General features: G+C 71.6%; 19 protein-coding genes. 11 read left to right on the forward strand and 8 right to left on the reverse strand.

Going from position 1 to position 23,067, the window contains the following annotated elements; translation table 11 throughout:
- Positions 1-202: 202 nt before the first annotated feature.
- Positions 203-1,441, forward strand: a complete 1,239-nt coding sequence (locus POL25_RS42565) for a sigma-70 family RNA polymerase sigma factor (protein ID WP_272092188.1) — start codon at positions 203-205, stop codon at positions 1,439-1,441.
- Between the two features lie 348 nt (positions 1,442-1,789).
- Here POL25_RS42565 and POL25_RS42570 read toward each other — a convergent pair whose 3' ends face one another.
- The gene (locus POL25_RS42570; RefSeq protein ID WP_272092189.1) at positions 1,790-2,668 is read right to left on the reverse strand and encodes a LysR family transcriptional regulator; all 879 of its coding nucleotides are present in this window, start codon (positions 2,666-2,668) and stop codon (positions 1,790-1,792) included.
- A 90-nt stretch (positions 2,669-2,758) separates the two neighbouring features.
- Between POL25_RS42570 and POL25_RS42575 the strand changes: the two genes are divergently transcribed.
- Entirely contained in the window at positions 2,759-3,256 is a 498-nt protein-coding gene (locus POL25_RS42575; RefSeq protein ID WP_272092190.1) for a hypothetical protein, read from the forward strand.
- A gap of 118 nt (positions 3,257-3,374) precedes the next feature.
- Here the strand turns inward: POL25_RS42575 and POL25_RS42580 are convergent, their stop codons facing one another.
- Both POL25_RS42580 and POL25_RS42585 read right to left on the reverse strand, forming a co-directional pair.
- On the reverse strand, positions 3,375-4,706 hold the full coding sequence (locus tag POL25_RS42580; RefSeq protein WP_272092191.1) for a hypothetical protein: 1,332 nt from the start codon (positions 4,704-4,706) through the stop codon (positions 3,375-3,377).
- A 91-nt stretch (positions 4,707-4,797) separates the two neighbouring features.
- Positions 4,798-6,711 carry an aldo/keto reductase gene (locus POL25_RS42585; protein ID WP_272092192.1) on the reverse strand — a complete coding sequence of 638 codons (1,914 nt, stop codon included), beginning with the start codon at positions 6,709-6,711 and terminating at the stop codon, positions 4,798-4,800.
- Positions 6,712-7,030: 319 nt separating this feature from the next.
- On the opposite strand from POL25_RS42585, the gene tnpA reads away from it, so the two are divergent.
- The 3 genes from tnpA (at position 7,031) to POL25_RS42595 (ending at position 11,721) form a co-directional block, all read left to right on the forward strand.
- On the forward strand, positions 7,031-7,312 hold the full coding sequence (tnpA, locus tag POL25_RS45170; RefSeq protein ID WP_444547411.1) for an IS66 family insertion sequence element accessory protein TnpA: 282 nt from the start codon (positions 7,031-7,033) through the stop codon (positions 7,310-7,312).
- A gap of 103 nt (positions 7,313-7,415) precedes the next feature.
- Entirely contained in the window at positions 7,416-7,952 is a 537-nt protein-coding gene (locus POL25_RS42590; RefSeq protein ID WP_272092193.1) for a hypothetical protein, read from the forward strand.
- Positions 7,953-8,235: 283 nt separating this feature from the next.
- Positions 8,236-11,721, forward strand: coding sequence for a sigma-70 family RNA polymerase sigma factor (locus POL25_RS42595; RefSeq protein WP_272092194.1), 3,486 nt, complete (start codon positions 8,236-8,238; stop codon positions 11,719-11,721).
- 25 nt (positions 11,722-11,746) lie between these two features.
- On the opposite strand, the gene POL25_RS42600 is transcribed toward POL25_RS42595, so the two are convergent.
- The gene (locus POL25_RS42600; RefSeq protein ID WP_272092195.1) at positions 11,747-12,427 is read right to left on the reverse strand and encodes a class I SAM-dependent methyltransferase; all 681 of its coding nucleotides are present in this window, start codon (positions 12,425-12,427) and stop codon (positions 11,747-11,749) included.
- A gap of 338 nt (positions 12,428-12,765) precedes the next feature.
- Here POL25_RS42600 and POL25_RS42605 point away from each other — a divergent pair, with 338 nt between their 5' ends.
- Together POL25_RS42605 and POL25_RS42610 are read left to right on the forward strand one after the other, a co-directional pair.
- Positions 12,766-13,326 carry a hypothetical protein gene (locus tag POL25_RS42605; RefSeq protein ID WP_272092196.1) on the forward strand — a complete coding sequence of 187 codons (561 nt, stop codon included), beginning with the start codon at positions 12,766-12,768 and terminating at the stop codon, positions 13,324-13,326.
- A gap of 10 nt (positions 13,327-13,336) precedes the next feature.
- Complete coding sequence (locus POL25_RS42610; protein WP_272092197.1) at positions 13,337-14,113, forward strand: hypothetical protein; 777 nt, start codon at positions 13,337-13,339, stop codon at positions 14,111-14,113.
- Positions 14,114-14,215: 102 nt separating this feature from the next.
- Here POL25_RS42610 and POL25_RS42615 read toward each other — a convergent pair whose 3' ends face one another.
- The 3 genes from POL25_RS42615 to POL25_RS42625 form a co-directional block, all read right to left on the reverse strand.
- On the reverse strand, positions 14,216-15,565 hold the full coding sequence (locus POL25_RS42615; RefSeq protein WP_272092198.1) for a hypothetical protein: 1,350 nt from the start codon (positions 15,563-15,565) through the stop codon (positions 14,216-14,218).
- Positions 15,566-15,765: 200 nt separating this feature from the next.
- Positions 15,766-16,308, reverse strand: a complete 543-nt coding sequence (locus tag POL25_RS42620) for an SMI1/KNR4 family protein (protein WP_272092199.1) — start codon at positions 16,306-16,308, stop codon at positions 15,766-15,768.
- Positions 16,309-16,369: 61 nt separating this feature from the next.
- Complete coding sequence (locus POL25_RS42625) at positions 16,370-17,233, reverse strand: hypothetical protein (protein WP_272092200.1); 864 nt, start codon at positions 17,231-17,233, stop codon at positions 16,370-16,372.
- A gap of 186 nt (positions 17,234-17,419) precedes the next feature.
- On the opposite strand from POL25_RS42625, the gene POL25_RS42630 reads away from it, so the two are divergent.
- Positions 17,420-17,815, forward strand: a complete 396-nt coding sequence (locus POL25_RS42630) for a hypothetical protein (RefSeq protein WP_272092201.1) — start codon at positions 17,420-17,422, stop codon at positions 17,813-17,815.
- Positions 17,816-17,951: 136 nt separating this feature from the next.
- On the opposite strand, the gene POL25_RS42635 is transcribed toward POL25_RS42630, so the two are convergent.
- A complete protein-coding gene (locus POL25_RS42635) occupies positions 17,952-19,895 on the reverse strand; it encodes an FG-GAP-like repeat-containing protein (protein WP_272092202.1) in 1,944 nt (647 codons plus the stop codon).
- A 401-nt stretch (positions 19,896-20,296) separates the two neighbouring features.
- Here POL25_RS42635 and POL25_RS42640 point away from each other — a divergent pair, with 401 nt between their 5' ends.
- The 3 genes from POL25_RS42640 to POL25_RS42650 all read left to right on the forward strand — a co-directional run bounded on the left by POL25_RS42640 (position 20,297) and on the right by POL25_RS42650 (position 22,668).
- Entirely contained in the window at positions 20,297-20,791 is a 495-nt protein-coding gene (locus POL25_RS42640; protein ID WP_272092203.1) for a hypothetical protein, read from the forward strand.
- A 96-nt stretch (positions 20,792-20,887) separates the two neighbouring features.
- Positions 20,888-21,724 (forward strand): hypothetical protein, encoded by an 837-nt coding sequence (locus POL25_RS42645; protein ID WP_272092204.1) that lies wholly within the window; start codon positions 20,888-20,890, stop codon positions 21,722-21,724.
- Between the two features lie 242 nt (positions 21,725-21,966).
- The gene (locus tag POL25_RS42650; protein WP_272092205.1) at positions 21,967-22,668 is read left to right on the forward strand and encodes a hypothetical protein; all 702 of its coding nucleotides are present in this window, start codon (positions 21,967-21,969) and stop codon (positions 22,666-22,668) included.
- The last annotated feature ends 399 nt before the right edge of the window (positions 22,669-23,067 follow it).

Here is a 23,067-nt window from a genome sequence, read left to right on the forward strand (position 1 = left end):
CCCCACGCGTGTCCGCGAAAAAAGTTGCCGTGCCCGGCATTGACATCCGTCCGGGCCCCGATCACGTCTCGATCATCACCACCGAGCGCCGGGAACAAGGTTCTCCCCGGAGCGAGGGCAGGATCCGCGGCTCGGCCTCGATCGCCGGCAAGCCGCACGGACCGCGGCGAATGACGCCCGGATTATGGAAGGAGCCGACACCATGCTGCGAGAAATCGACACCCGCGAATCGAACGGTGCACTGGTGAATGAATCGCACCGGCCGCTCACCACTTACTTCCGCGACCTCTCGGAAGCCGACGTGATGACGCGCGAGGAAGAGACCACCGCCGCGATCAAGCTCGTCCATCTCCGCCGCGGCCTGTGGACCGCGCTCCTCGACTATCCGCCCTACGCCGAGCCGATCGGCGCGCTCCTCCGCGAGCGCCTGTCGGAGGACGACTGCCCGAGCGCCGCCGTCACCGCTTATGAGAAGGCCGCGCGGACCCTCCGCGACCGCGACCTCCGCAAGCACCACGACGCCTTCGCGGCGGCCCGTGACCGCGTCGCCGGCCTCCTGCTCGCCGTCGACGTCGACACCGAGATCGCCGACATCCTCGCCGCCGACCTCACCACCCTCGAGGGTCAGCGCGGCGCCCCGACCACCCTCGCGGTCCATCCGCCGCGCCGCGGCAGCGTCCCGTTCGCCCGCTACGTCGCCGCCGTGCGCAGCAAGCAGGCCGCCTTCGTCGCCGCCCGCAACGCCTTCGTGCGCTCCAACCTGCGCCTCGTCGTCGCCCTCGCGCGCCGCTTCTTCCGCGGCAGCGTGCCCCTGCCCGACCTGATCCAGGAGGGCAACCTCGGCCTCCTCAAGGCCGTCGCCCGCTTCGACCCCGCCCGCGGCTGCCGCTTCTCGACCTACGCCGCCTGGTGGATCCGCCACGCCATCACCCGCTCGATCGCCGACAAGTCGCGCACCGTCCGCCTGCCCGTCCACATGATCGAGGCGTGCACCAAGGTCGCCCGGTCCCGCCGCGACTTCGAACTCTCCGAGCGCCGCGAGCCCACCGACGAGGAGCTCGCCGAGATCAGCGGCGTCAGCCGCGAGCGGATCGCCCGCATGGGTTGGTCGCTGATGGAGACCCCGCTCAGCCTCGCCTCCCCGGCCTCGCGCGACAGCGAGGGCACCCTCGCCGACACCGTCGCCGACCCCGACCACGTCGCCCCGTCCGACCTCATGGACCGCGACCTGCTGCAGTCACAGCTCGCCGAGGTCTTCGCCCAGCTCACCCCGCTCGAGGCCGACATCCTGCGCAAGCGCGTCGGCCTCGACGGCGAGAGCGAGATGACCCTCAAGGACATCGGCGCCGGCTACTCGCTCTCGCGCGAGCGGATCCGTCAGCTCCAGGAGGGCGCGCTCGCCAAGCTGCGCGCCGAGTTCTCGCGTCGCAGACTCATGTGACGCGCGCGGTCGGTGGCGCCGCAGCCTTCTTTCGCTTGCCCGCCGCCTCCGCGCGACGCGGGCCGAGCCCCCCGCTCGACCGCGAAACGATAACCTCGCTGCGCGTCACCGACCGATTTGTCCTGCCCCTCCCAACCCTTCACCCCTCGCGCCGCGCGGCGACCTGTCCGGAAGGACAAGTCGACCGCGCGGCTCCGTTCGCGGGGTCCCGCATCCCGCTGCGACCTGTCCCTACAGACAGGTCAGCCGCGCGGCTCCGTTCGCGGGGTCTCGCATCCCGCTGCGACCTGTCCCGAAGGACAAGTGCGCCGCGCGGCTCCGTTTGCCGTTCGCGCATCGCGGCAGCCCTCACGCGCGAGCCTTCACCGCGCCTGTCCCATGCGCCAGATTACCCCGCACGTGGGCCTCGAGCGCCGCCACCTCCGCGATCGCCGGCGCCCGCTTGCGCTTTATCAAATGCACCTGCAGCCGCGGCAGGTCGACCACCGGCACTGCCACCGTCCCGGGCGGCGTCGGGATGTACGCATTGACAACCGTCAGCCCGAGGCCGAGCGACGCGTAGTGCGTCATCAGCTCCCACCCGTCGACCTCGACCGCCACGTGCAGATCGCCGCCGAGCGCCGCCGCCAGCGTCGCCCGGTGCGTGCGCCCGGCCGGCGGCAGGATCAGCGGCCGCCCGGCCAGCGCGCGCGCGCGGATCTGTTTGCGCTGCGCCAGCGGATCGCCCGCCGGCACGATCGCCACCTGGCCGACCTCGAGCACCCGCGTGCCGTCGAGCTCCGGGTCGGCCTCGAGCAGCGACGTGAGCCCCAGGTGGGCCCGGCCGCTGCGGACCGCCTCGATCGTCGCCGGTCGGTCCTCCGTGCGCAGCGACAGCGGCCCTGACCAGCCGCGCAGCGCGTGGGCCAGCACGTAAAGCTGCAGCGCTCGCCCGGCGCTGACGACCGGCACCGTCGCCCCCTGGCCGGTCGCGCGCGCCGCGAAGCGGTCGACCGCGCCCAGCACCTCGCGCGCCAGCACCTCGACCTCCTGCCCGCGCGGCGTCAGCCGCAGCGCCCGGCCCTCGAAGCGGTAGAGCGGCCCCGCCCACCCCGCCAGCTGCTTGACCTGGGTGTGCAGCGCCGGCTGCGACAGGTGCAGGCGCGCCGCCGCGGCCGTGAAGCCGCCGGTCTCGACCACGGCGAGGAAGGCGCGGAGCCAGTCGAGGCGGACCTCCGATGTATCCATTTCTTGAATATACCCTCCAAATCCAATCGTGTACATGGATGCTCCGACGATGCACGCTCCTGCCTGTAAATCACACAGGAGAGACTATTTATGCATCGCATCGGCATCGACATCGGCCGCGTCATCATCGGCCCCGTGGTCAACGGGCGCTCCGACACCAGCTTCCTCGGCTCCGGGCTCGAGCAGGCCATGCTCACCCCGCCGGCCCCCGGCGCCTTCGCCGGGGTCGCCGACCTGGTCGCCCGCACCGGCGGCAACGCCTGGCTGGTGTCCAAGTGCGGCCCCGGCGTGCAGGCCAAGACGCGCGCCTGGCTGACCCATCACCGCTTCTGGAACGAGACCGGCATGGACCCGTCGCACCTGCGCTTCTGCCTCGCGCGCCCGGACAAGGCCGTGCACGCGCGCAAGCTCCGGCTCACCGCCATGATCGACGACCGCCTCGACGTGCTCGAGCACCTGCGGGGGATCGTCGAGCACAAGCTGCTGTTCGGCGAGCAGAAGCGCCCCGGCCCGCCGTGGACCACCCCCGTGCTCGACTGGGACGCCGTGCGCGCCTGGGCCGCCCGGCAGTGGGCCTCCGCGGCTTGAGCATCACCACCAACACAAACGGGGCGGGCTCGCCGGCGAGCCCGCCCCGTTTCGCGTCCGATTCAAACATGCCCGAAAGGACATGGTTGAAAGTTCATCCTCGATCCTGGCGCCCCGCTCACGCGAGCAGCGCCGCCGCCTCGTCGAGCGCGCGCACGCAGGCCGTCACCGCATCCTCGCCGCCGACCCACCGGATGAACTCCGCCAGGTCGTACGCGTGATGCAGCGACCCCAGCAACGAAGCCCGCGGGTCGCTCGCCGCCCGCCGCATCACCGCCGCGAACACCCGGGCCGCCTCGTCCGGCGCCACCACCTCGCGCGCGGCCCACAGCTCGTCGAACCACAGCCCCTCGCGCAGCCCCGCCGGCGTCGTCACCTTCTCGAGGGCCGCTCGCGCGATCGCCCGCCCCTCGGGCTCGCCCGCCCGGGCCGCCGCCAGCAGCAGCAGCATCTCGATCTGCTCCCGTCCGCCCGCGTGCTCGCGCACCCGCGAGAACCACACCTCGGCCTCGCCCGCGGCGTGCCAGCTATCGACCAGCACCTGCAGCGCCGCGCTGCGCAGCTCGCCCGCCTCGACCGCACACGCGCGCTCGAGGCAGCCGCGCACCATCGTCGCTGGCGGTGACGGGCGGTCCGGCGGTCCCAGCACCTGCGTCAGCCCGCCGAAGAATCGCAGCACCAGCGAATCGTCGGACCACGTCGCGCCCGTCGGCCACGCCCACGGCTCGCCGCGCGCCGCCCGATGACCACAGATCTGCCCGTGCGCGTCGGCGCGGACCACCGCGTCGGCGATCGCCGGCAGCAGCCGCTCGGCCTCGTCCGCGTGGCCGAGCGCGGCCAGCCGCACGAACAGACAGGCCCGCGCCTGGCTGAGCTGGTGCCGCCAATCGGCGGTGGCCATGCGCTCGCTGACCGCGATCGCGCGCCGCAGCTGCGCCTCGTCCATCCACGGCGCGAGGCGGGCGAAGGGCCCGGGGTCGTTGCCCGGATCGATCGGCGCCAGGGCGATCGCGGCGAACGCCGCGATCGCGCGATCGATGACCGCCGCGCGGCTCTCGGGCGCCACCGCCTCGGCCAGGGCGGACAGCCGCCAGGCGAACAACGGATCGCCCGGATCGATCGACGGCGCCTCCTCCTCCTCCGGCGCGTCGTCGCCGTCGCTGCTGTCACCGGTGAGTCGCCGCCGCAGCTCGACCGCGTACGGCCCGGGTCGATGCGGCCTGCGCTCGCGCATCCACTGGATCACCAGCGCGCCCCGCAGCATGCGTCCCATCGCCGCCGCTCGCCCCACGCCGCCCTCCACCGCCTCGCCGGCTGCCATGACGTCGCCGCGGAACCACCCGCCGATCGCCGCCGCCAGCTCGTCGCGCTCGGGCCCCCGGCACAGCGCGCGCCACTGCTCGCGCAACGCCCCCAGTTCGTCCGCATCACCCTTCACGATCGCGGCCATCGTCGACCGCCGCGCTCGCCAGCGCAAGCGTCAGGCGGCCGGCCCGCGGCGAAACACGTTCTCGCGGGCGTGCGGCCGAACGTACGCAGCGTCACCTGTCCGCGAAGAACTCGTGCGCGTCGACGTACTTGACCCCGAGCGAGCGCGCGAAGTCGCGGTCGCTGTCCATGTCGCCGACCATGACGACCCCCTCGCGCGCCAGCCCGTGGCGCTGGATCAGCGACACGCCGAGCCCCGGCAGCGGCTTGCGGCAGAAGCAGCCGGCCGGGAACGCCGGGTGCGGGCAATACATCACCTCGGCCACCGGCAGGTCGAGCAGCGCCATCGTGCGCGCGAACGCGGCCTCGACCGCCTCCTTGCTGACCGTCCCTGACGCCACCCCGCTCTGGTTCGACACGAAGAACAGCTTGTAGCCCTCGTCGACGAACCGTTGCAGCACCTCGCGCCGGTTCGGCAGCAGCTCGACGTCCTCGGGGTCGCGCGGGTAGATCTCGCCGCTCCGGGTCTTGCGCAGCGTGCCGTCGACGTCGAGCAGCAGGCCCTTGCCGGTGAATTGCGGATCGACGCGTCGTACGAACGGGACCTCCTCGACCGCGCCGAAGCCCTCGTCGACGTGCGGTGCCTCGAAGCTGGCCGCCCACTTCGCCATCGCCGCCGGCGGCGGCAGGTTGGGGTCGTCCTTCGCCAGGTCCTTCAATTCCTCGGGCCCGAGCAGCTTGCCGTAGCGCTCGAGGATTCGCAGCACCACGTTCGCGTAGGCCTCGTCGATCGGCGTGGCGAGGTAGCGGCAGCGGACCGGCACCCCGTGCGCGTGCGCCGTGCGGATCACCGCGAACCGCGACGCCCGCGTCGAATAGGTGTTGTCGAGCACCACCCGCCGCTGCCCCGCGGCCAGCAGCGCGCCGAGCTTCGGCACCAGCTCCTCGAGGCTCCCGCCGATCAGATCGCGGTTCAGCCGCGCGTAGCCGCGATCGACGTAGCGCGCCACCTCCGACGATTTGCCGGCCCCCTGCACCCCCATCATGATCACGACCTCCGGCTCGTCGCCCGGGCCCTCGCCGGTCACCAGCGCGCGCAGCCCCGCGGGCACCGTCGGCGGCGCCGTGGCGGCCAGCGCCTCGGGCGTCGGCGCGAACGAGATCTTGCTCTCGAGGTCGACGCGGTCGCGGTCGCCGAACGGGACCTTCAGCGCGCGCAGGCTCGACTCGACGCTCGCGCGCTTGGTGGCCCCGAACAGCGGCACCACCGGCGGCCCGAGGGCGACCAGGGCCGCCAGCGCCGCCTCGTGCGGCGTGACGCCGTGGCGCGCCGCGATCGGCTTGACCGCCCGGTTCTTCAGCAGGTTGGCCGTCTTCGCGTGCCCGCCGAGCGGCCGGTGGGCCAAAAACGGGACGCCGAGCTGCCGCGCCAGCGCCACCAGCCCGTCGACCCCGCTGTTGCGATCCATGACGCTGAGCTCGTTCTGGATCGCCTGCACCTTGAAGTGCCGCTCGGCCTGGCGCACCTCCGCGATCGACGTGTTCGACAGCCCGAGGTGCTCGATCTTGCCTTCCTTCTGCAGCTCGGCCAGCGCCGCCAGGCTCTCCTCGAGCGGCGTCTTCGGATCGTTGGCGTGCAGCAGCAGCATGAAGATCCGCTCGACCCCCAGCGCCTTGAGGCTGCCCTCGACCATCTTGCGCAGGTGCTCGCGGCGCCCGTTCGGCACCCACTTGCCCTTCGGCCGCGCCAGCCCGGCCTTGGTCACCACGCGGACCTGCTCACGCGGGCCGCTCCAGCCGCTCAGCGCCTTGCGCACCAGCTCCTCGCCGTAGTGCAGGTCCTTGTCGGCGAGCGCGTACGAGTCGGCGGTGTCGAGCAGCCGGATGCCCTGATCGAGGGCGAAGCGAATGACCTCGATCGCCTCGGCCTCGGCCGGTCGACCTTCCGTCGACAATCGCAGCAGACCGAGACCGAGCGGGACTTCGAGGGTACCGAGGACGCCATGGAGGGGGGTAGTGGTGCTCACGGGACCACTGGCATAACGCCGAGCGAGGGGCGGAATCAACCGCGTCCCCGTGAATTGTCGAGAGCACCCCGCCGCCGCCGTCCCCGCCGCCGGACTTGCCTCACGGCCTCCGACCCCCGAACTGCACGCCGGCTCCCGCGCTCACGAGCGAGGCCCGTCGCCGACCCACCGCCCGCGCGTCGCTAGGGCCGCGAATCACCTGTCCTCGGGGACATATGCGCCGACGACCGCGCCTTCATGACGGTCGCGGCCTCCCCTCCTTCGCCCTCACCGGCGAATGCCCTTACGCGGACGCCCCGGCCAGTGATGGCAGGCCCACGTGACGGCGTGGGCGTCGAGCGGGCTGTCGTGCAAGGACTATGCGGCCAGGGCCGGCGTCAACCCGCGGACATTGACTTGGTGGAAGTCGAAGCTGGCGAGCGTCGGCGCGGCCGGGCCAGCGCCGGTGAGCTTCGTCGAGGTGACGGAGCAGCTAACCGCGCCGGCGAGCTCAGAGGTCGCGGTGATCGCTGTTCTGTCAGCTGCGCGACTCGGTGGTGCGGGACCGGGGCTGACGGCGCACCCGCGACTTCCCGGCCACGTCGACATGATGACCGCGTGATCCCACGGCGCGGCGCGGTCGGGTGCGCACGGCGGAGCGAGGCGCGACGTCGACCACCGCGCCTGCGGGGACCGCGACGCAGATCGTGTGCTACTCGAGGGCGGTGACCACGACGCACACAGGGTTCGCAATCGCCACGGAGACGATCCTGGAGACCGACTGGAGGCGCGTCGGGATGGTCGTAGCGATCGGGACAGTGGTCCCCGCGACCGTCGGCGCGCCGTTCTGGCAGGCGTTCATGGCTGATACGGGCGGCCTCCTGAACGCGTTCCAAGCGCTCGCGCGGACGCTCTTCTTTGTCATGGGGGGGCTGATCGTCGTCTGGCTCATGGTGCCCGGGGCGACCTACATCCGGCGGACCGCGATCCGCATCGATCTGTTCGAGCACGGCGTCGAGCTGCGCGACGCCGCGGGCGCGGTGCTCGGCCAGACCGCCGACGGCAGCCTGCGGGTGACGCACGCCAACCTGCGGTCGACCAAGAGCATGCTGGGTGGTCTGCGCCTCGACCATCGCGGCGGCGCGCTGCTGATCTCGCCGAACCCGACGCTCGCGCCGTGGCCGGGTCAAGCAGCGCAGGATGGCATGTGGCACTTCGTGTCCGGCCCGATGTACGAGGGGCTGCGGCGCCTCGCCGCGTGAGCATCAGGGCGCGTGCGTCAGCTCGAGGGTCTGCCACTCGAGGTCGAGTGCCCGGCGTGCCCGGACGCTGCGCCCCGCCGCGGGCGAGTCCGCCGCTCCACAACCGCGTGGCTGTGGGCGCGACGGTCAGCACGAGCGGGTGGGAAGGAGTGACTTCGTTGTCGCGGAAAGCTCCGACGACGAGGATGTGGTGGACTTCCGCACGCTGCGCGCTCGAAGGCCGCCAAAAAATCGACCTCGCCTTTGCAACACTCGCCTGCGCGGCGGCGTGCCGCGGTGAACGATGACCCACTCCGTAGCGACCGCCGCCCTCGCGGACATGAAGTGGCTGCAACGCCTGGCCGCCGCCCTCGCACGCGACGCCGATGACGCCGCCGACCTCGTGCAGGACACACTCGTGGCTGCATGGTCCCACCCGCCGGCCGACGAGCACCAGCCGCTGCGTCCGTGGCTGGCGACCGTCCTTCGCAACCGCTTCCGCATGCAGCTGCGCACCCAGGCGCGCCGCGATCGGCGTGAGCAGTCCGGCGCGTCGACCGGGGCGACCACCACCGAGCCCGACCGGGAGTTGCTGCGCATCGAGCTGCTGCGGGTGCTCCTCCACGAGCTCGAGCAGCTCGCGCCCGAGGACCGGAAGATCCTGGTTCGTCGGTTCTTCCAGGGGGAGAGCGCGGCCGAGATCGCCCACGGGCTCGCCCTGCCCGCGGCGACCGTGCGCTCGCGCCTCCACCGCTCGCTCCAGCGGCTGCGTGCTCGACTGGACGAGCAATTCGGGGGGCGTTCGGCCTGGTGTGCCCTGGTCCTGCCCGCACCTCCCGGCGCCTCGATCCGACACGCGGGCCACAGCGGCACCATGAGCATCCCCGTGAAATTCATCCTCGGGACGGGCCTCGGTATCGTCGGTGTGGCCGGCTGGCTCGCGCTCACCGGACCATCCCCGGCACCTCCCTCCGCGGGCTCTACCGCCTCGCAACCCGTCCTGCAGCCACCGGTCGAAGGACGGGCGAGCACGGCCATCGAGCCGCGCCGTGCGGCTCGTGCAGCCATCTCCGGGTTCGTGCGCGATCGAGAGGGGGGCCCGGTCCCGGCCGCGACCGTGTGCGCGGCGTCCTCGTCGGAGGCGCTCGGCGCGTCCGAGCGGCGCGCGAGACCTTGCACGATCGCCGCGGCTGACGGCTCGTACCGCCTGGACGGCCTGCTGGCAGCGCCGCATCGGGTCACCGCCAGCGCGCCGCATTTCATCCCGCAGGCGCATCGCAGCGGCACCGGGGCCCGGGCGCGCGAGCTGGTGCTCCTGCGCTCCGGGCAGGAAGAGCACGGCATCGACATCACGCTGCTGCCCGGCGGGGTCCAGCTCGTCGGCATCGTGCGCGACCTCGGCGGCGGTGAGGTCGATGGGGCGATCCTCGAAGCGGGCGACGCAGCCGGATACTCGGGCGCGGACGGGAGGTTCTCGCTGTGGGTCCCACCGGGCGAGGTGCTTGTGACAGCGACCGCGGAGGGCTATGCGGACAGGCAAGCCTCCGGACGCGCGCCGGGATTGACGCTAGAGATCCTCATGACTCCGGAGTCGGTGTTGCTCGGCCGGGTGGTGCGTGCCGATGATGGATCGCCGGTCGCAGGCGCCGAGGTGAGCGCGCTCGACGGCGGCTGGGGTCGCAAGGGGCCGTCGTTCACCGACGCGTCCGGGAACTTCAGGATCGACGCGCTGCGACCCGGAGCCTACAAGGCGCGGGCGCTGCATGACGATGGTTATGGGGCCGGCGAGGCGCTGGTGGTGCTCGGCCTCGGTGAAACATCCGCGCCGGTCGAGGTTCGCATGCACCCGGCTTTCCTGGTCGAAGGGACAGTCGTGATCACTGGCGGAGGCAATTGCGATCGCGGCTCGGTCATCCTCTCGGACCCCCACGGCCAGCGTCACTCGCCTATCGCCCCCGACGGCCGGGTGCGGGTCCCCGGGCTGTTGCCCGGGAGTTACGAGGTGGATGTCAGGTGCGAAGGGTTCGCATCGGCGCCGAGCTACCCGCCTCTGACGATCGCCGACCGCAGCCTCCGCGAGCTGCGGTGGGAGGTCCGACCGGGCCAGACGATCCGCGGCACGGTCGTCACCACCACCCGTGGACCCTTCACTGCGATGACGGTGACGGCGAGCCCGCAAGCCGACCCGAGCCGCGCGAACGCGCAGTCGACCAGCGGACGCGCGCAGGCTGACAGCGCCGGACGATTCGAAGTCACGGGCCTGCTGCCGGGGCGCTATTCCATGCGCGTGTACGGCGGAGATCCACCGCAGCTCCTCGCGGGGCCCGAGGTCGAGGTTCGTGAGGGGCATGACCTCGACGACATCCGCATCGAGCTCCCCGCGGCCGGTGAGGTCCGCGGCGAGGTCCGCGACTTCCACGGCCGAGCCATCCCCGGTGCGCGCGTCTTGCTGCGCGGACCGACCCACGCGCAGACGACCAGCCTCGATGACGGGAGCTTCCGTCTCTCCGGCATCGCCCCCGGCGCGTACCAGGCGAGCGTGAACAAGAGCTACCAGCCGCTGCGCATGCACGGCGCAAACGACGGCGAGCAGCCGCGCGTGGCGGTCGAAGCCGGCGAGACCGCGGTCCTCGACCTCGTCGTCGAGGCCCCGGACGGGCGGATCTCCGGACGGGTCGTGGATGGCGACGCGGCAGCGCTCGACGACGTCTTCGTCGAGGTCTTGCGCGAGCCCGAGAGCGGCCCGCCCGGGGCCGCCTTGCGCGACATGCGGTGGAGCATGGACCGCGGCCTGCGGCCGCGCATGACCGACAGCGAGGGGAGATTCGAGTTCGGCGAGCTGCCTGAAGGGACCTATGCGCTCGTGGCCCACCGGCGCGGCGGCGGCGAGGGAGTGCTCGAGCGCGTGGCGCTGGGCAGCGAGGTCATCGTCAAGATCGCCGCGCCGGGCTCGCTGGTCGGGCGGGTGCGCTTGCCCGGCGGCGGCGGGCCGGAGCGATTCTCGGTGGAGCTCCGCGATGTCGCGTCCGGCTACCAGGTGCGCGACAGCTTCTTCCGCACCGACGGGACGTTCGCGTTCCCGCAGGTGCCCGCGGGCGACTTCGTGGTCGCAGTCGAGGCGCCCGAGGGCGCGGGCAAGGCCGAGGTCACGCTGGCGACGGGCCAGCGCGCGCAGGTCGAGGTCGCGCTGGCGGGACGCGTGACCGTCCGCGGCCGCGTGCTCGACCTCGACACCGGCGCCCCGGTCCCGGGGATGCGCGTGAAGTTCGGCGCGGAGGGGAGAGAGGCGTTCATCAGCTCGGCCGACCACGTCGACGAGCGCTCCGTGACCGACGCGGAGGGCCGGTTCGAAGTCGCCGACGTGCCTGTCGGCCAGGCGACGGTGATCGTGACTGCCAGGAGCTTCGGAGCGACGAGCGACCACGAGACCCTCTGGTCGCGCGCGCAGATCTCGAGCGGCAGCGTGGTCGAACTGGCGCCGCTCGAGGTGCTGCGACGCCGGCTTCAACCCGATGACGAGGCCGGTGAGCTCGGAGTGACGATGCTTCGAGACGACCCAGCGGCGGGAGCGAAGGCGGCCCGGCCGACCGTCGCATTCGTGCAGCCTGGCGGCCCGGCGGCGCGCGCCGGCCTGCGGATCGGCGACGTGATCGTCGCCGTCGACGGCCATGACGTCACCGGCGACCACGTGCATCGCTTCGACGCCCTGACGCGAGTACCCGCGGGCACCGAGCTCCGCCTCGAGCTCGCGCGAGGAGACAGCGTCACGCTGATCGCCGCACGACGATGAATCGCCGGACCGACGCGACGCGTGATCACCGGCCTCTCGCCGACGCCTTCGACTCTCCCTTCTCGAGCGCGAGCATCGTGACGCTGCGGCGCGTCTTCAGGCGGGCGTGGGCCCGCAGCGCCATGCCCGGGTGCCAGCGGTAGGCGGCGTGCAGCAGCGCCGAGTACGGGTGGACGAGCACCAGGAGACCTCCGGGCGCCAGCACGCGCATCACCTCGCGTCGCAGCGCCCGGCCGTAGCGCGAGAACGGGAACGGGGCGAGGTAGTACAGCAGCTCCGAGATCACGATCGCGTCGTACTCGCCGCTCCGCAGCCCGCGCAGCACCGTCAGCGCGTCGCCGACGTGGTCCTCGCCAGCGACCTCGACCCGCGCCCGCGCCCGCTCGACCGCCGCCGCCGAGATGTCGACCAGGCTGATCCGCTCCCCGTGGGCCCGCAGATGCCGCGCCAAAAAGCCCTCGCCGCAGCCGACGTCGAGCAAATGACGCGCACGCCGCCCCTGCAGCCCGTAGGCGGCCATCGCCCGCTTGAGCTCGTCGTAGCGGCTGGCCGCGTACCCCCACGGATCGACGCGCTCGTACTTGGCGTCGAAGAACGCCTGGCCGAAGCCGCTCTCGTTCCATAGCTGTCGCAGGTAGTGCCCGAAATCGCGGAGGTCGCCGAGGTAGACGCCGAGGAAGGTCTTGCGAGGTTGCTTCGCGGTCATCGTGCGGGGAACCTGTAAAGTGGGAGCTCGGGGGTGGATGGCAGGAAAACGCCGAGAGGTCCGCGGATGATAGGCCGAGGCGACGACCGCCGCACGGGACTCGCCTCTGGTGTTCAGGCCTCAGGCGACGCGAGGGCGTCGGAGATCGAAGCAGCGGCGGTGTCGAAGCGGAGACCATGCGCCAGGCTCTGCCGCTCCGCGTCCGCGCGATGACACCGCTCGTCTGGCTCCTGGGCGCCGCCTGCCCGCCGAATGGCACCACGACCGCGACCGAGGGCCCGGGCCCGGGCCCGACGACCGGCGATTCCGGAACGACGGCGAACCATTCGGGTGCGAGCATGGGTGGCCCCACGGGCGACCCGCCGGACACCACGGGTGACTCGGACGGCACCTGCGAGCCGACCGCTGGCGAGCCGGTCTGCAGCGCCATCCCGGTGACTCCGGGCGGCGACCTCGGGTGCGGCGGCGAGGAGCTCACGATCTCCGGCTGCGATCAGCTCGCCGGCTACGAGCTCTGCCCCAACCTCGCGGTCCACCGCCACACCGCCAGTATCCCGTGCGACGACAGCCAGCTCTGCGATCCCCGGTTCTCCTGTAGCACCGACGAGGAGTGCGGCCCCGGCGAGGCCTGCGTCTGCGACGTCACCTGGGGCGAAGACCACCCCACCCCGGGGCCATTCTCACGATACACCTCATGCGTATCGGCGCAGTGCCGTACGGACGCGGATTGCGCCTTTGGCATGCGCTGCGGGGTCGATACCCATTGTCGTGATGTCCAGGGGCTCTACTGTCACACCCCGGAGGACGGCTGCGAGGGCGACGCCGACTGCCCGGAGCGCTGCGGCTATTCGCCCGAGGAGAAGCGGTGGTTCTGCATGGGACACGTGTTCTGTGAGTGAGGGGGAGAGCATGAAGGGGCGAGCCATCGACCGAAGTCGCCATCGTCAGGCCGCCACGAGCTCGCCGCGCGCCTGGTCCGTGTTCGTCAGCGCGGCCCTCGCAGGCGCGTGCCAGCAACCGAGCGGCGTCCCGGAGACCACGGCGAGCGCCGCAACGACGACCACCGGCGCCGCGCAGACGACCGCGAACGCGTCCACCACCACGGGCGGGTCGACCGGGGCCAGCGCAACGACGACGCACGGGGGAGGCTCGAGCTCGGAGACCGAGGGCGAGTGCCCGATCCTCGAGGACCCCACGACCGGAGCGATCAACCCGCAGGTCGTCGAGGAGTGCGACGCCCTCTGCGCTCACTATCAAGAGTGCGGCTTCAAGGAGCACGCGCTCTGTCAAATGGGGTGTGTGGCCAAATTCGGGCTCGACCATCAGGACTGCTTCGAGGCGAGGAGCGCGGCGCGAAAGTGCCTGATGGCGCTGGCCTGCGAGGAGCTGGGCGAGTACCTCCAATTCAACGAGGGAGGCTCCTGCGCCCAGCTGCTCGAGGACGAGCATCAGGCGTGCACGTGTCAGACGCAGTCGGGCATGCACAGCGGGGGCGACGCGTGCACCTACAGGCTCGACTGCCCGTATGTGCCGCTTCGCAGGATGGTCTGCGGCCAGGGCACCTGCGAGTGCTACGTCGGCGATGACGTGGTAAAGACCTGCCCGCAGGGCGACACCTGCCAGGACTGGCTCGACCTGTGGGACAAGGCCGAGTCGTGCTGCTGTATGGTCCTCGGACCGAAGTAGCCGCGAAGATCGACCGGCTCACGGCGACGGCCCCTATGACGCCTCGCTCGTGCGCGTCCTGTTCACGGATGCGATGAAACGACCTCGGCCGCTCCGGCCGGCTCAGCGCGCCGGGAACAGCAGGCCGACCGCAGACCACGCGAGCACGAGGCCCGGCACCGCGAACACTGCGAAGCCGATCACGCGGAACAGCAGCTCGGCCTGGAACATGCCGACCGCGTCGTCGATGGTGGTGGCCTGGCGCTCCTGGCGGATCGGCGTGCGCGGCGTGGCGACGGCGACGATGTTGCTGGCGCGGCAATAGGCGCAGCCGACGACCAATCCGTCGTCGGCGGCCGCGAGCGGGGCCCCGCACACCCGGCAGCGCAGCGGACTGCCGGCGCGGTCCGGCGGGGTGGCGGCGAAATCGAGGGTCAGCACGCGCACGGCCCGGCGACGACAGGTGTAGAGCCCGGCGGCGATCGGCAGGGAGATCCCAAGCAGCAGCGGCGGCGCGAAAAGACCGACGAACGCGGCCCCGTCGAGCGCATCACGCCACAACAGCGCGCTGAAGATCGCCAGCGCGAGCAGCCACAGCAGCACCGGCAGTCCCGCGAGACCCAGCACCAGCGCCTGCGTCCACCCGGCGCGCGGCTGGGCGAGCAGGCGTCGCAATCTCCGGTGGTTGCGGGCGGCCAGCGCCGCCCCTCGCGAGACCTCGCGCAGGCGCGTGCGCAGCAGCTCGGGCATCGCACAGGCCGCGCCGCAGTGGCGGCACTGCACCGCCGGTGCATCGGCGGGGGCGACCGCCGCCCCGCAACCCGGGCAGCCCACGACATCGGGCGCGTCGGCAGGCCGCGGCTCCGGCGGCCTCAGAGCGGCGGGCTTCGGCTGCTCGCGCTCCATCGCTTCTGGTCTGTGCTGCTTCCTGCGCTTCTTCCCGCGCCCGCGCGCCTCGGTGAGCGCGTTCGGGTCGAACTCGGCGACCACGCCGTCGGGCAGCGGATCGAGTCCGTTGTACGCGCGCAATACGTCGAGCACCGCCGTGAAGCTCGCCAGCTCGTCGCCGCGGGCGAGCACGACGGAGCCGCCGTCACGGCTGGCGATCACGAGGCGGCGCATGAAGATGCCGTCGTCTTGGACGACGGCGCAGCGGGCCGGGTCGACGTCGGCCCACGCGAGGCGTACGCCGTCGGCCGCGCCACCGACCACGCGCAGGCCCTCCCGCGCGATGTACACGTCGGCGGGCCGCTGGGCCCACGCGTGGGCCGGGAAGCTCCACCACGCGGCGGCGAGGAACGACCCGACCAGCAGCACCAGCACCGCGACGATCCAGTGACCGGTGGCGAGCAAGGGGATCGCCGCAAGAGTTACCGTGCACGCCGCCGTCCACACACCGACGAACCCGAGGTCCTCGGCGAAGCCGTCGCCGGTGAACAGCGGGATGCGGATCGGCGGCTCCTCGAGCGACATGACGCCAGTGTAGCGGCCTTCCGCGCGCGGTCGGGGCTCCTACGTCGCGGCGCCGGGCGAGGACGCGCCGCGGCTTCCCTGCCCTCCGTCACGCCGACCGGCTGCCCCATCACCCGGTACCTCGGCGTCTTCGCCAGCCGCCATCACCACACCTCGTTCGCCCGCGCGGGCCGGCGACCGAGGCGGCTCTCGCTCGGAGCTCAGAAGCTGAAGCCGGTCGTCGGGTCGTAGGTGACGCCGTCACCCGCGACGGACCGCAGGAACCACGTCAGCATCGCGTCGAAGCTCGGATGCTCGTCGCGCACGAGGCCCTCGCGTCGCGTCCAGGAGCGCACTGCGCCGTCCGTGCAGAGCGCGTGGTAGCGGCCGAGGCATGCGTCGGGTGGATCGTAGGTCGACGCGATCGGCAGCGCGCCCTTCGGCCACGACGGTGTCGCGTCGAGGGTGGCGCGCTCGCGCAGCACCACGCGCGCCGGCAGGAACTGCAACTCACCGAAGTACGGGAAGCTGGTCTCGATCGTGTCCGCTCCGCCGAAGGCGCGCAAAAATTCGAGGTAGCCGGCCGGCGCGTGGCTCGTGGCGATGGCGTCGAGGTCGGCGGCGGTCACCGGTCGCGGCGCGAACCAGCGGCCGCGCTCACGCCCGATCCGCGCCATCGCGGGCGGGAGGAGTGCGGCCCACGGAGCGTGGAGGTCCTGCGGCACCGCGGGGGGCTTCGGGGTCGTTCGCTTGCGAGCAGCCACGCGTCGAGTGTACTGCGCGGAGACGTTCCGCGGAGACGCGCCTCTGAGGGAAGCGCGGGGTCTATTGCGGCAAATAGAACCCCGGCGCGTCCGCGGGGAGATCGAGGGACTCGGGCTGCTTCATGAGCTGCGGGTTCTTCTTCAAGCCGGTCATCTCGTGCAACGTCGGCTCGATCGTCGTGTCGGTGCCGTAGCCGCCCTCGGGCCTTCGGTCAGGGCGGAAATCGAGGCGTATCCCGTCGCTCCCTGGCAGATCGATCCGCACGGAGCGCCCACCGTAGCCTGGCCCCATGGGCTCCGAGGTGAAGGTCGTCGCGCTCTTCGTCACGACGGCGCCCTTCTCCAGCTTCCGCGTGCGGATCTCGAGCGAGCCGCTGGTGGCCTCGCGCGGGTCCACCCCGAAATCGAGGAGGATCTCGTGGCCATGGCGCACGAGGTACAGGTCGTGGTGGTCCATCTCGGCGACGGCATCCAGGGAGAGCTGATCCAGGGGTGTCCCGCCCGGCGGGTCGTTGACCTGCGTGCTCAACACCCACACCGTCTGATCGCACACGAGGACCTCGCCGCAGATCTGGCAGTCCTTCTCGATCTTCTTCGGCGCTGCTTCCTTACCGGTGGCCTCCTCCAAGACGTCGTAGGTCAGCGCGACCTTGCCGTCGCGCGCCTCGAGCTGGAGATCGTTGCTGCGCCGCCACAGCATCGGCGGACCATGCATCGAGCCGCGGCCGCCGTCGCGACGCGCCCAGTGCTTGCCCACGACCGCCTTGCGGATCTCGTCTCCCCCGAGGCGCTCGCGCGGGTAGAGGGTGGCGACGGCAGCACAGGCCTCCACCGCGGCTTCCTCGGCCCCGGGGCCTGGCGACGTGGGCGAGCACCCGGCGACGAGGTTCCATACGACGGTGGTGAGCACGACGACGCGGCGCATGAGCGCACGATACCAGACCCAGGCCGCGATCCGGCCCGCGACGAATCGCAAGAGTGCGCGGACGCATCGCCGGCGAAGCGAGGACGCCGAGCGGAATCTCGGCGGACCACGGGCGCGGCTCCGTGCTGCAGAGGCGCGACGAACTGCCCCCTGGACCCTCCGCCGGCCACTCCCTACACTCGACCGATGCGGGACGCCCTCTCTCTGTCGCTGCTGCTCGCCTGCAACTCCGCCGCGCCGCCGTCGCCCGGCTCCGCCCCTGCCGCCTCGGCAGGCGCCGACGGTGCTGCAGCGCCGGCCGGGCCGATCGAGCTGACCGCGATCGCGCAGCAGCCGAGCCGCCTGCCCGATGGTACGGAGCTCGAGGTCGTCTCCGCCGGCTACGCGCACACCAAAGACGACCGCAACCTTTCGGACTGCAGGCTCGAGGTCCGCCGCGCGGGGCAACGCGAGACGCTGTCGCTCGAGCGCGTCGACGCCCCCGCGCCGCAAGTCGCGCTCGGGTGGCGCTTCACGCTCGATTCGGTCGCCGCGTACAACCCACCTGCAAAGTGCTTTCTGACGGCCGAGCGCGCCCCCTGACGATCCCGGCCGGTCGGCGGCCACGCGTGCGTGACGAGCGTCGCCCGGGCTTCGCTGTCGACATCACCCGACGCCGAAGAGCAGCGCCCGCATGCGCGTCAAGGACTCCCAGCGGGCGCCAATCATGTCACCCAACTCAGAGGCCGTTGGGGATCACCGTGAGCGTCGCGGAGCCCTTATTGGTCAGGATGAGGTCGTCGTAACCGTCGACGTTCAGGTCGGCGACGGCGATCGCGTTGAGCCCGGGCGAGACGCCCGTGGCGACCAGGGGCGCCGCGGTGAAGGTGCCGGTGCCGGTGCCGGTCATGGGATACACGCCGCCGGCGGCCGTGGTGTAAAGGATGTAGGCGTCGAGCTTGCCGTCGCCGTTGAAGTCGCTGGCCACGACCCCCAGCGCCGAATTGGCGATCGCGCCGGCGCCGGTGGAGGATTGCACTCCGTTGGCGAAGGTGCCGTCGCCATTGCCCTTGAAGAAGTAAAGGTACGCGCCGGCGGCCCCGTTGGCGAGGATGTCGAGCTTGCCGTCGCCGTCGGCGTCGCCGAAGGCGAGGCCCGCGGTCTGGCCGTTGAGGGCGTTGGCATAGGAGACCGGGGCGGCGAACGTGCCGTCGCCCTGATTGACGAGGATCGACAGGCGCGCCGAGCTGGGGCTGGTCACCACGAGGTCGAATTGGCCGTCGCCGTCGAGGTCACGGCAGGCGATCGTCGACTGCACGCCGCCGGTCGCCGGGATGGTGATGAGCACGGGCGCGCCGAAGGTGCCGGTGCCGGTGCCGGGGATCACGCTCACCTGATTCGAGGTCACGCTGGTGGTCGCGATGTCGATCGCCCCGTCCTTGTTGAAGTCGGCGGCGCAGAGGTGGACCGAGCCCGTGGCGCCGGTGGTGAACGGCGCCGGCGCCCCGAAGGTACCGGGCGCGTCCGGGCCGAGGTTGCGATAGACGCTGAGGTTGCCCTGGATCGCCGGCAGGTTGGTCTGGCCGTCGACGGTGACGGCGTCGAGCCAGCCGTCGCCGTCGAAGTCCGCCGCGACGACCGCGTTGCTCGACAGCGGCGCGCCGGCGTAGTTGACCTCCGCCTGCACGGTGGCGTCGCCGTTGCCGCGATAGACGGAGAGCGAGCCGGAGGGGGTCATCGGCGAGCCGGACTCGGCGTTGGCGACCAAGATGTCGAGCTTGCCGTCCTTGTCGATGTCGGCGACCGCGGGGGCCAGCGGGGTGTGCGTCGCGGGCACGTCGATCGGCTCGCCGGGGACCTGGCCGACGGGCGGCGGCTTGCATTCGCCGTTGGTGCAGATATCGTTCGCCGCGCACGGATCGCCGCAGGCGTTGCAGTGGTCGGCGTCGCTCTGGAGGTTGACCTCGCAGCCGTCGACCGGGTCCGCGTTGCAATCGCCGAGGGTGCCGGTGCAGGCGTCGCAGTCGGTTCCCGTATAGGTCGGGGCGCACTCGCAGGTGTAGCCATTGATGGCGTCGGAGCAGGCGCCGCCGTTCTGGCACGGGTTCGGGGCGCAGTCGTCGATGTCGGTCTCGCAGTTCGCTCCGGTGAATCCAGGGGCGCACTCGCAGGTGTAGCCATTGATGCCATCGACGCAGGCGCCGCCGTTCTGGCAGGGGTTCGGCTCGCAGTCGTCGATGTCGGTCTCGCAGTTCGCTCCGGTGAACCCGGGGGCGCACTCGCAGGTGTAACCGTCGACGCCGCCCTCGATACAGGCGCCGTCGTTGAGGCAGGGGTTTGGAGCGCAGACGTCGGGGTCGGTCTCGTGGGTGTCGCTCGAATCGGTGACCAGCGTCGTGCTGCTCGTGCCGGTCGTCGGGTCCACGGGCTCGGTCGTGCTGGTGCTCTCGCTCGAAGCCGTGGCGTCGCTGCTGGAGGTCGTCGGGCCGTCGCAGCCGGCGCTGCTGCAGGTGCTCGAGTCCGGCGCCGTGGTCGAACCGTCGGTGGTCGTCGTCGTGGTCCCCGTCTCGGTCTCGGTCGCCGAGGTGGCGGGGGTGTCGGATCCGCAGGCCGCGCTCCCCAGTCCGAGCAGGAGCAGCAGGTATTTGTCGAAGGCACGGCTCTTGGCTTCAAAACGACGCATGACCTCGACAGGGTCACACCCGCAGTCTGCGGGGGATACGAGCAATCCCGCGCGACCTACGGCGTGTCGTCGCCACGGACGGGCCAGTCCGCCCCGGCCCGGGTGCCTGGCCCGGGCGACGCACGCGAGCAGGTGCTCCGCGTTATCGCCGCACGAGTTCCAAAAAAAATTACGCGTGACCTTGATCATCGCCCGGTAGTGCGCCGCTCCAAGATCTCCGGCCGCGGCGGCTCGGGGTCGCCCTATCCATCGCGTGATGTTATGAAGTCTGGATGATGCGTGGCCGCCTCCTGGGTCTGTGCCTGGTTGCCTGTCAGGCCGGAGCCCCGGAGGCGGAGCCCGGGGCACAGGGCGTCGCCTCGGCTGCGGATGCGTCGACCGAGGAGCGACGGCGAACGCGAGTGCTCGGGTTCTTCGACGACGTCGCCGATCGCATGGTCGAAGCCGTCCGGCAGGTGTCAGCGACGAAGCCGAAGAGCCGGGTCGCGTACGTCGAGGCGCTCGCGCTCGCCACCCCGGCGGCGATGCCGTTGCACGCCGACCTGGTCGAGAAGTGGCAGACGAACATGCTCGAGGTGGGAGCCGCGATGCTCGAGCCCGGGTTCCAGGAGGCGATGCTGAAGAACCTTCAGCCCAGGCTGGAAGCGGCGATGAAGGAGGTCGCGGCCCCGAGCCTGTCGGAGGTCGATGCCACGGACTGCACGCGGCTCGCCCGGCGACTGGTGGAGCTGGCCGGCGAGGGGCGGACGATGAAGGGCATGCTGGCCGTGCTCGCGCCCGCTTTTCTACCCTGCGCGCCGGTCCTGCCGCCCGAGGTCGCCGCCTGCCAGCCGACCGGCCGGATGTCGCTCGCGGCGTACGACGCGTGTGTCGCGGCCGAGACTCCAGCGCCCTGAGCACGTGGACCCGGGACGGAACGCGTGGGAGGCCCCTCCGCGCTCGTTGCGCCGTTGTCGCTGGACCACGAGCGCGTAGAATGCTCGGAGACCTGCATGGTTCGTGCAATCCGAATACCCGCAATCGTCGCGCTGATCGGCGCACTCGCGGGCTGTCGCACCGACGCGGGGATCCAGGCACCCGCGCGACAGCCCGCGAACATGAAGGCCACGCCGGCGCCCGCCGCTGGCGACGAGCCTGTCTCTTCGACCATGTGCAGCGATTCTGCGGCGTTCGTTCGCTACGACTGGATCCCCGGCAACGCCCTCCGCCTGCTCGCCGTGCGCTTGCAAGCGCCAGAATTGCCCCGATCGCTCGCCACGCTCGCCGGGCTGCGCTCGGGGATCTTCGTCGACGCGCCGACGCGCGCCTTCATCGGCCGCTTCGAGGCCGAGCTCCCGGCGCTACCGACAGCCCTCGAGGCGCTCGGGCTGCGTCTGGACGAGGTCGTGTTCGTGTCGACGACCACCGACCTCGAAGGCTGGGCGCTCCCTGACGGTTGTGACGGCGACGGGCTTGCTCGACTCGCGGCGATGCACGGCCTCGCGGTGCGACACAGTGAAGCGCGTGAGCCGGTGGACTTCGTCGAGCTCCCGAACCTGGGGTACACCCTGCTGCGGTCGCGCCTGGGCGGCCCGCTGTGGCTCGCGCGCACCGAGGCCGCGGGCGGCTGGCGGGCCAACCTCGGCAGCATCGTGTTCACCGGCTTCAGCGAGTGGCTCGATGCCCGCAAAGTCGACACCCTGCGCCTGTCGACCTCCGACCCGCCGCCGGCCTCGGGCTACGGCGGCATCACCCAGCGCTTCTTCGCCATCACCGGCAGCGACCTCGCGACGGCTTCGTCGCACTCGCTGGTCGCAGTGCCCGATCGGGCCCGCGATCCGAAGCCGTGACCGCTCGGGCCGCGGTGATGGAGGCAGGCGCGCTCGGCTTCGACGCGGGCGATGGGCCGGGCACGCGCATCCACCCGGATGGGTGAGCGCCGCCGACAAGCAGCGGACAGCGCGATGAATCGATGGTATGACGGGCGTCGTCGCCCATGCCTGCTGCCATCGAAGCGATCGCGCGATACATCGATCACCTCGAAGATCGGGCATGGATCGAGCGACTCGTCGAGAGACACGGTGTGCCGCAGGTGCTTCGAGGCATCTCGGAGCTGGTCGAGCACGGGGCACCCGGCCCGGCTCACAACGCCCTGACGCTCGCGCGGGACCTCGGCGTCCACGGCATCGTCGACCGGGACCTGACATCGCAGGTGCGAGCCGAGATGCCCACGCTGCTGTTCCCCGCGTTGCAGCGCGGCCTGCGAGCGACGGCGTACGCGGTCCGGGCCGGCGTCGTGTATACGATCGGCAAGCTCAGCTTCGACGATCAGGCGCAGCTCTTGCGAGACGCCTTCGAGCAGTCCCTGGATCGCGATCCGCTGCTGCTCCCGCGGATCGTCTTCGAGCTCCACTGGCTGATGCCTGGCCCGGACTGGTCCTACGTCCATCGCCTCACGGCGGCGCCGCACCGTCTGATCCGCTGGTCCGCGCTCGCAGCCGTCGAGGCCTACCCCTGCGCGCCGGGGGATGACGCGTTCGCGCAGAAGCGGCAGACGTACGAGCGTCTGGCGACGGACCCCTTCGAGCCGCTCGCCGCGGAGAGTCGCCATCGTCTGGCCGCGCTGCTGCGAGGGACCGAAGAGCACGGCTCGCACCAGCTCGTGGAGCCCGGTCTGACCTTCGAGGCCGTCGAGCTCCGCTTCACGAACACTCTGCCGCCCGCCGCGGACTACACGCTCGAGCAGCTCGATGCATTCGTCGACTCGCTGACGCCGCGCCAGCGCGACGATTGAGGCCGCATACGGCGCCCCCAGGACAGCGCCACAGTCCTTCTTGATCTTTCGCCTGCGCGAGCTCGCCGGCCCGCACGCGAGCGCACCAGACATCCTCCTTCGCGCATCCGGGTCACGTCGGACCTGGCCTCGAAGCCATGGGAATGGTCCCGCGGTCCGATCCGCGACCGACGACCTCGAAGTGCCGACTCCGGCGACCGCGATCGCCGGGCACCATTCCTCTCCTTCTATTAATTCCGATCGACCACGCCATGTTCGGGGCTCGATCGCGCCGCGCGACTCCGACCGCCGGCCGGTCTGCGGCGCGAACCCACATGTCCCGAAGTTCATGTGGCCCCCGCGCTCCTCCGGCCGATCGATCGAATCGTCATCTCCGCGGACTCATTCTCCGCGTTGACG

Origin of the sequence: Nannocystis bainbridge (assembly GCF_028368995.1) — a bacterium.
Classification (GTDB): domain Bacteria; phylum Myxococcota_A; class Polyangia; order Nannocystales; family Nannocystaceae; genus Nannocystis; species Nannocystis bainbridge.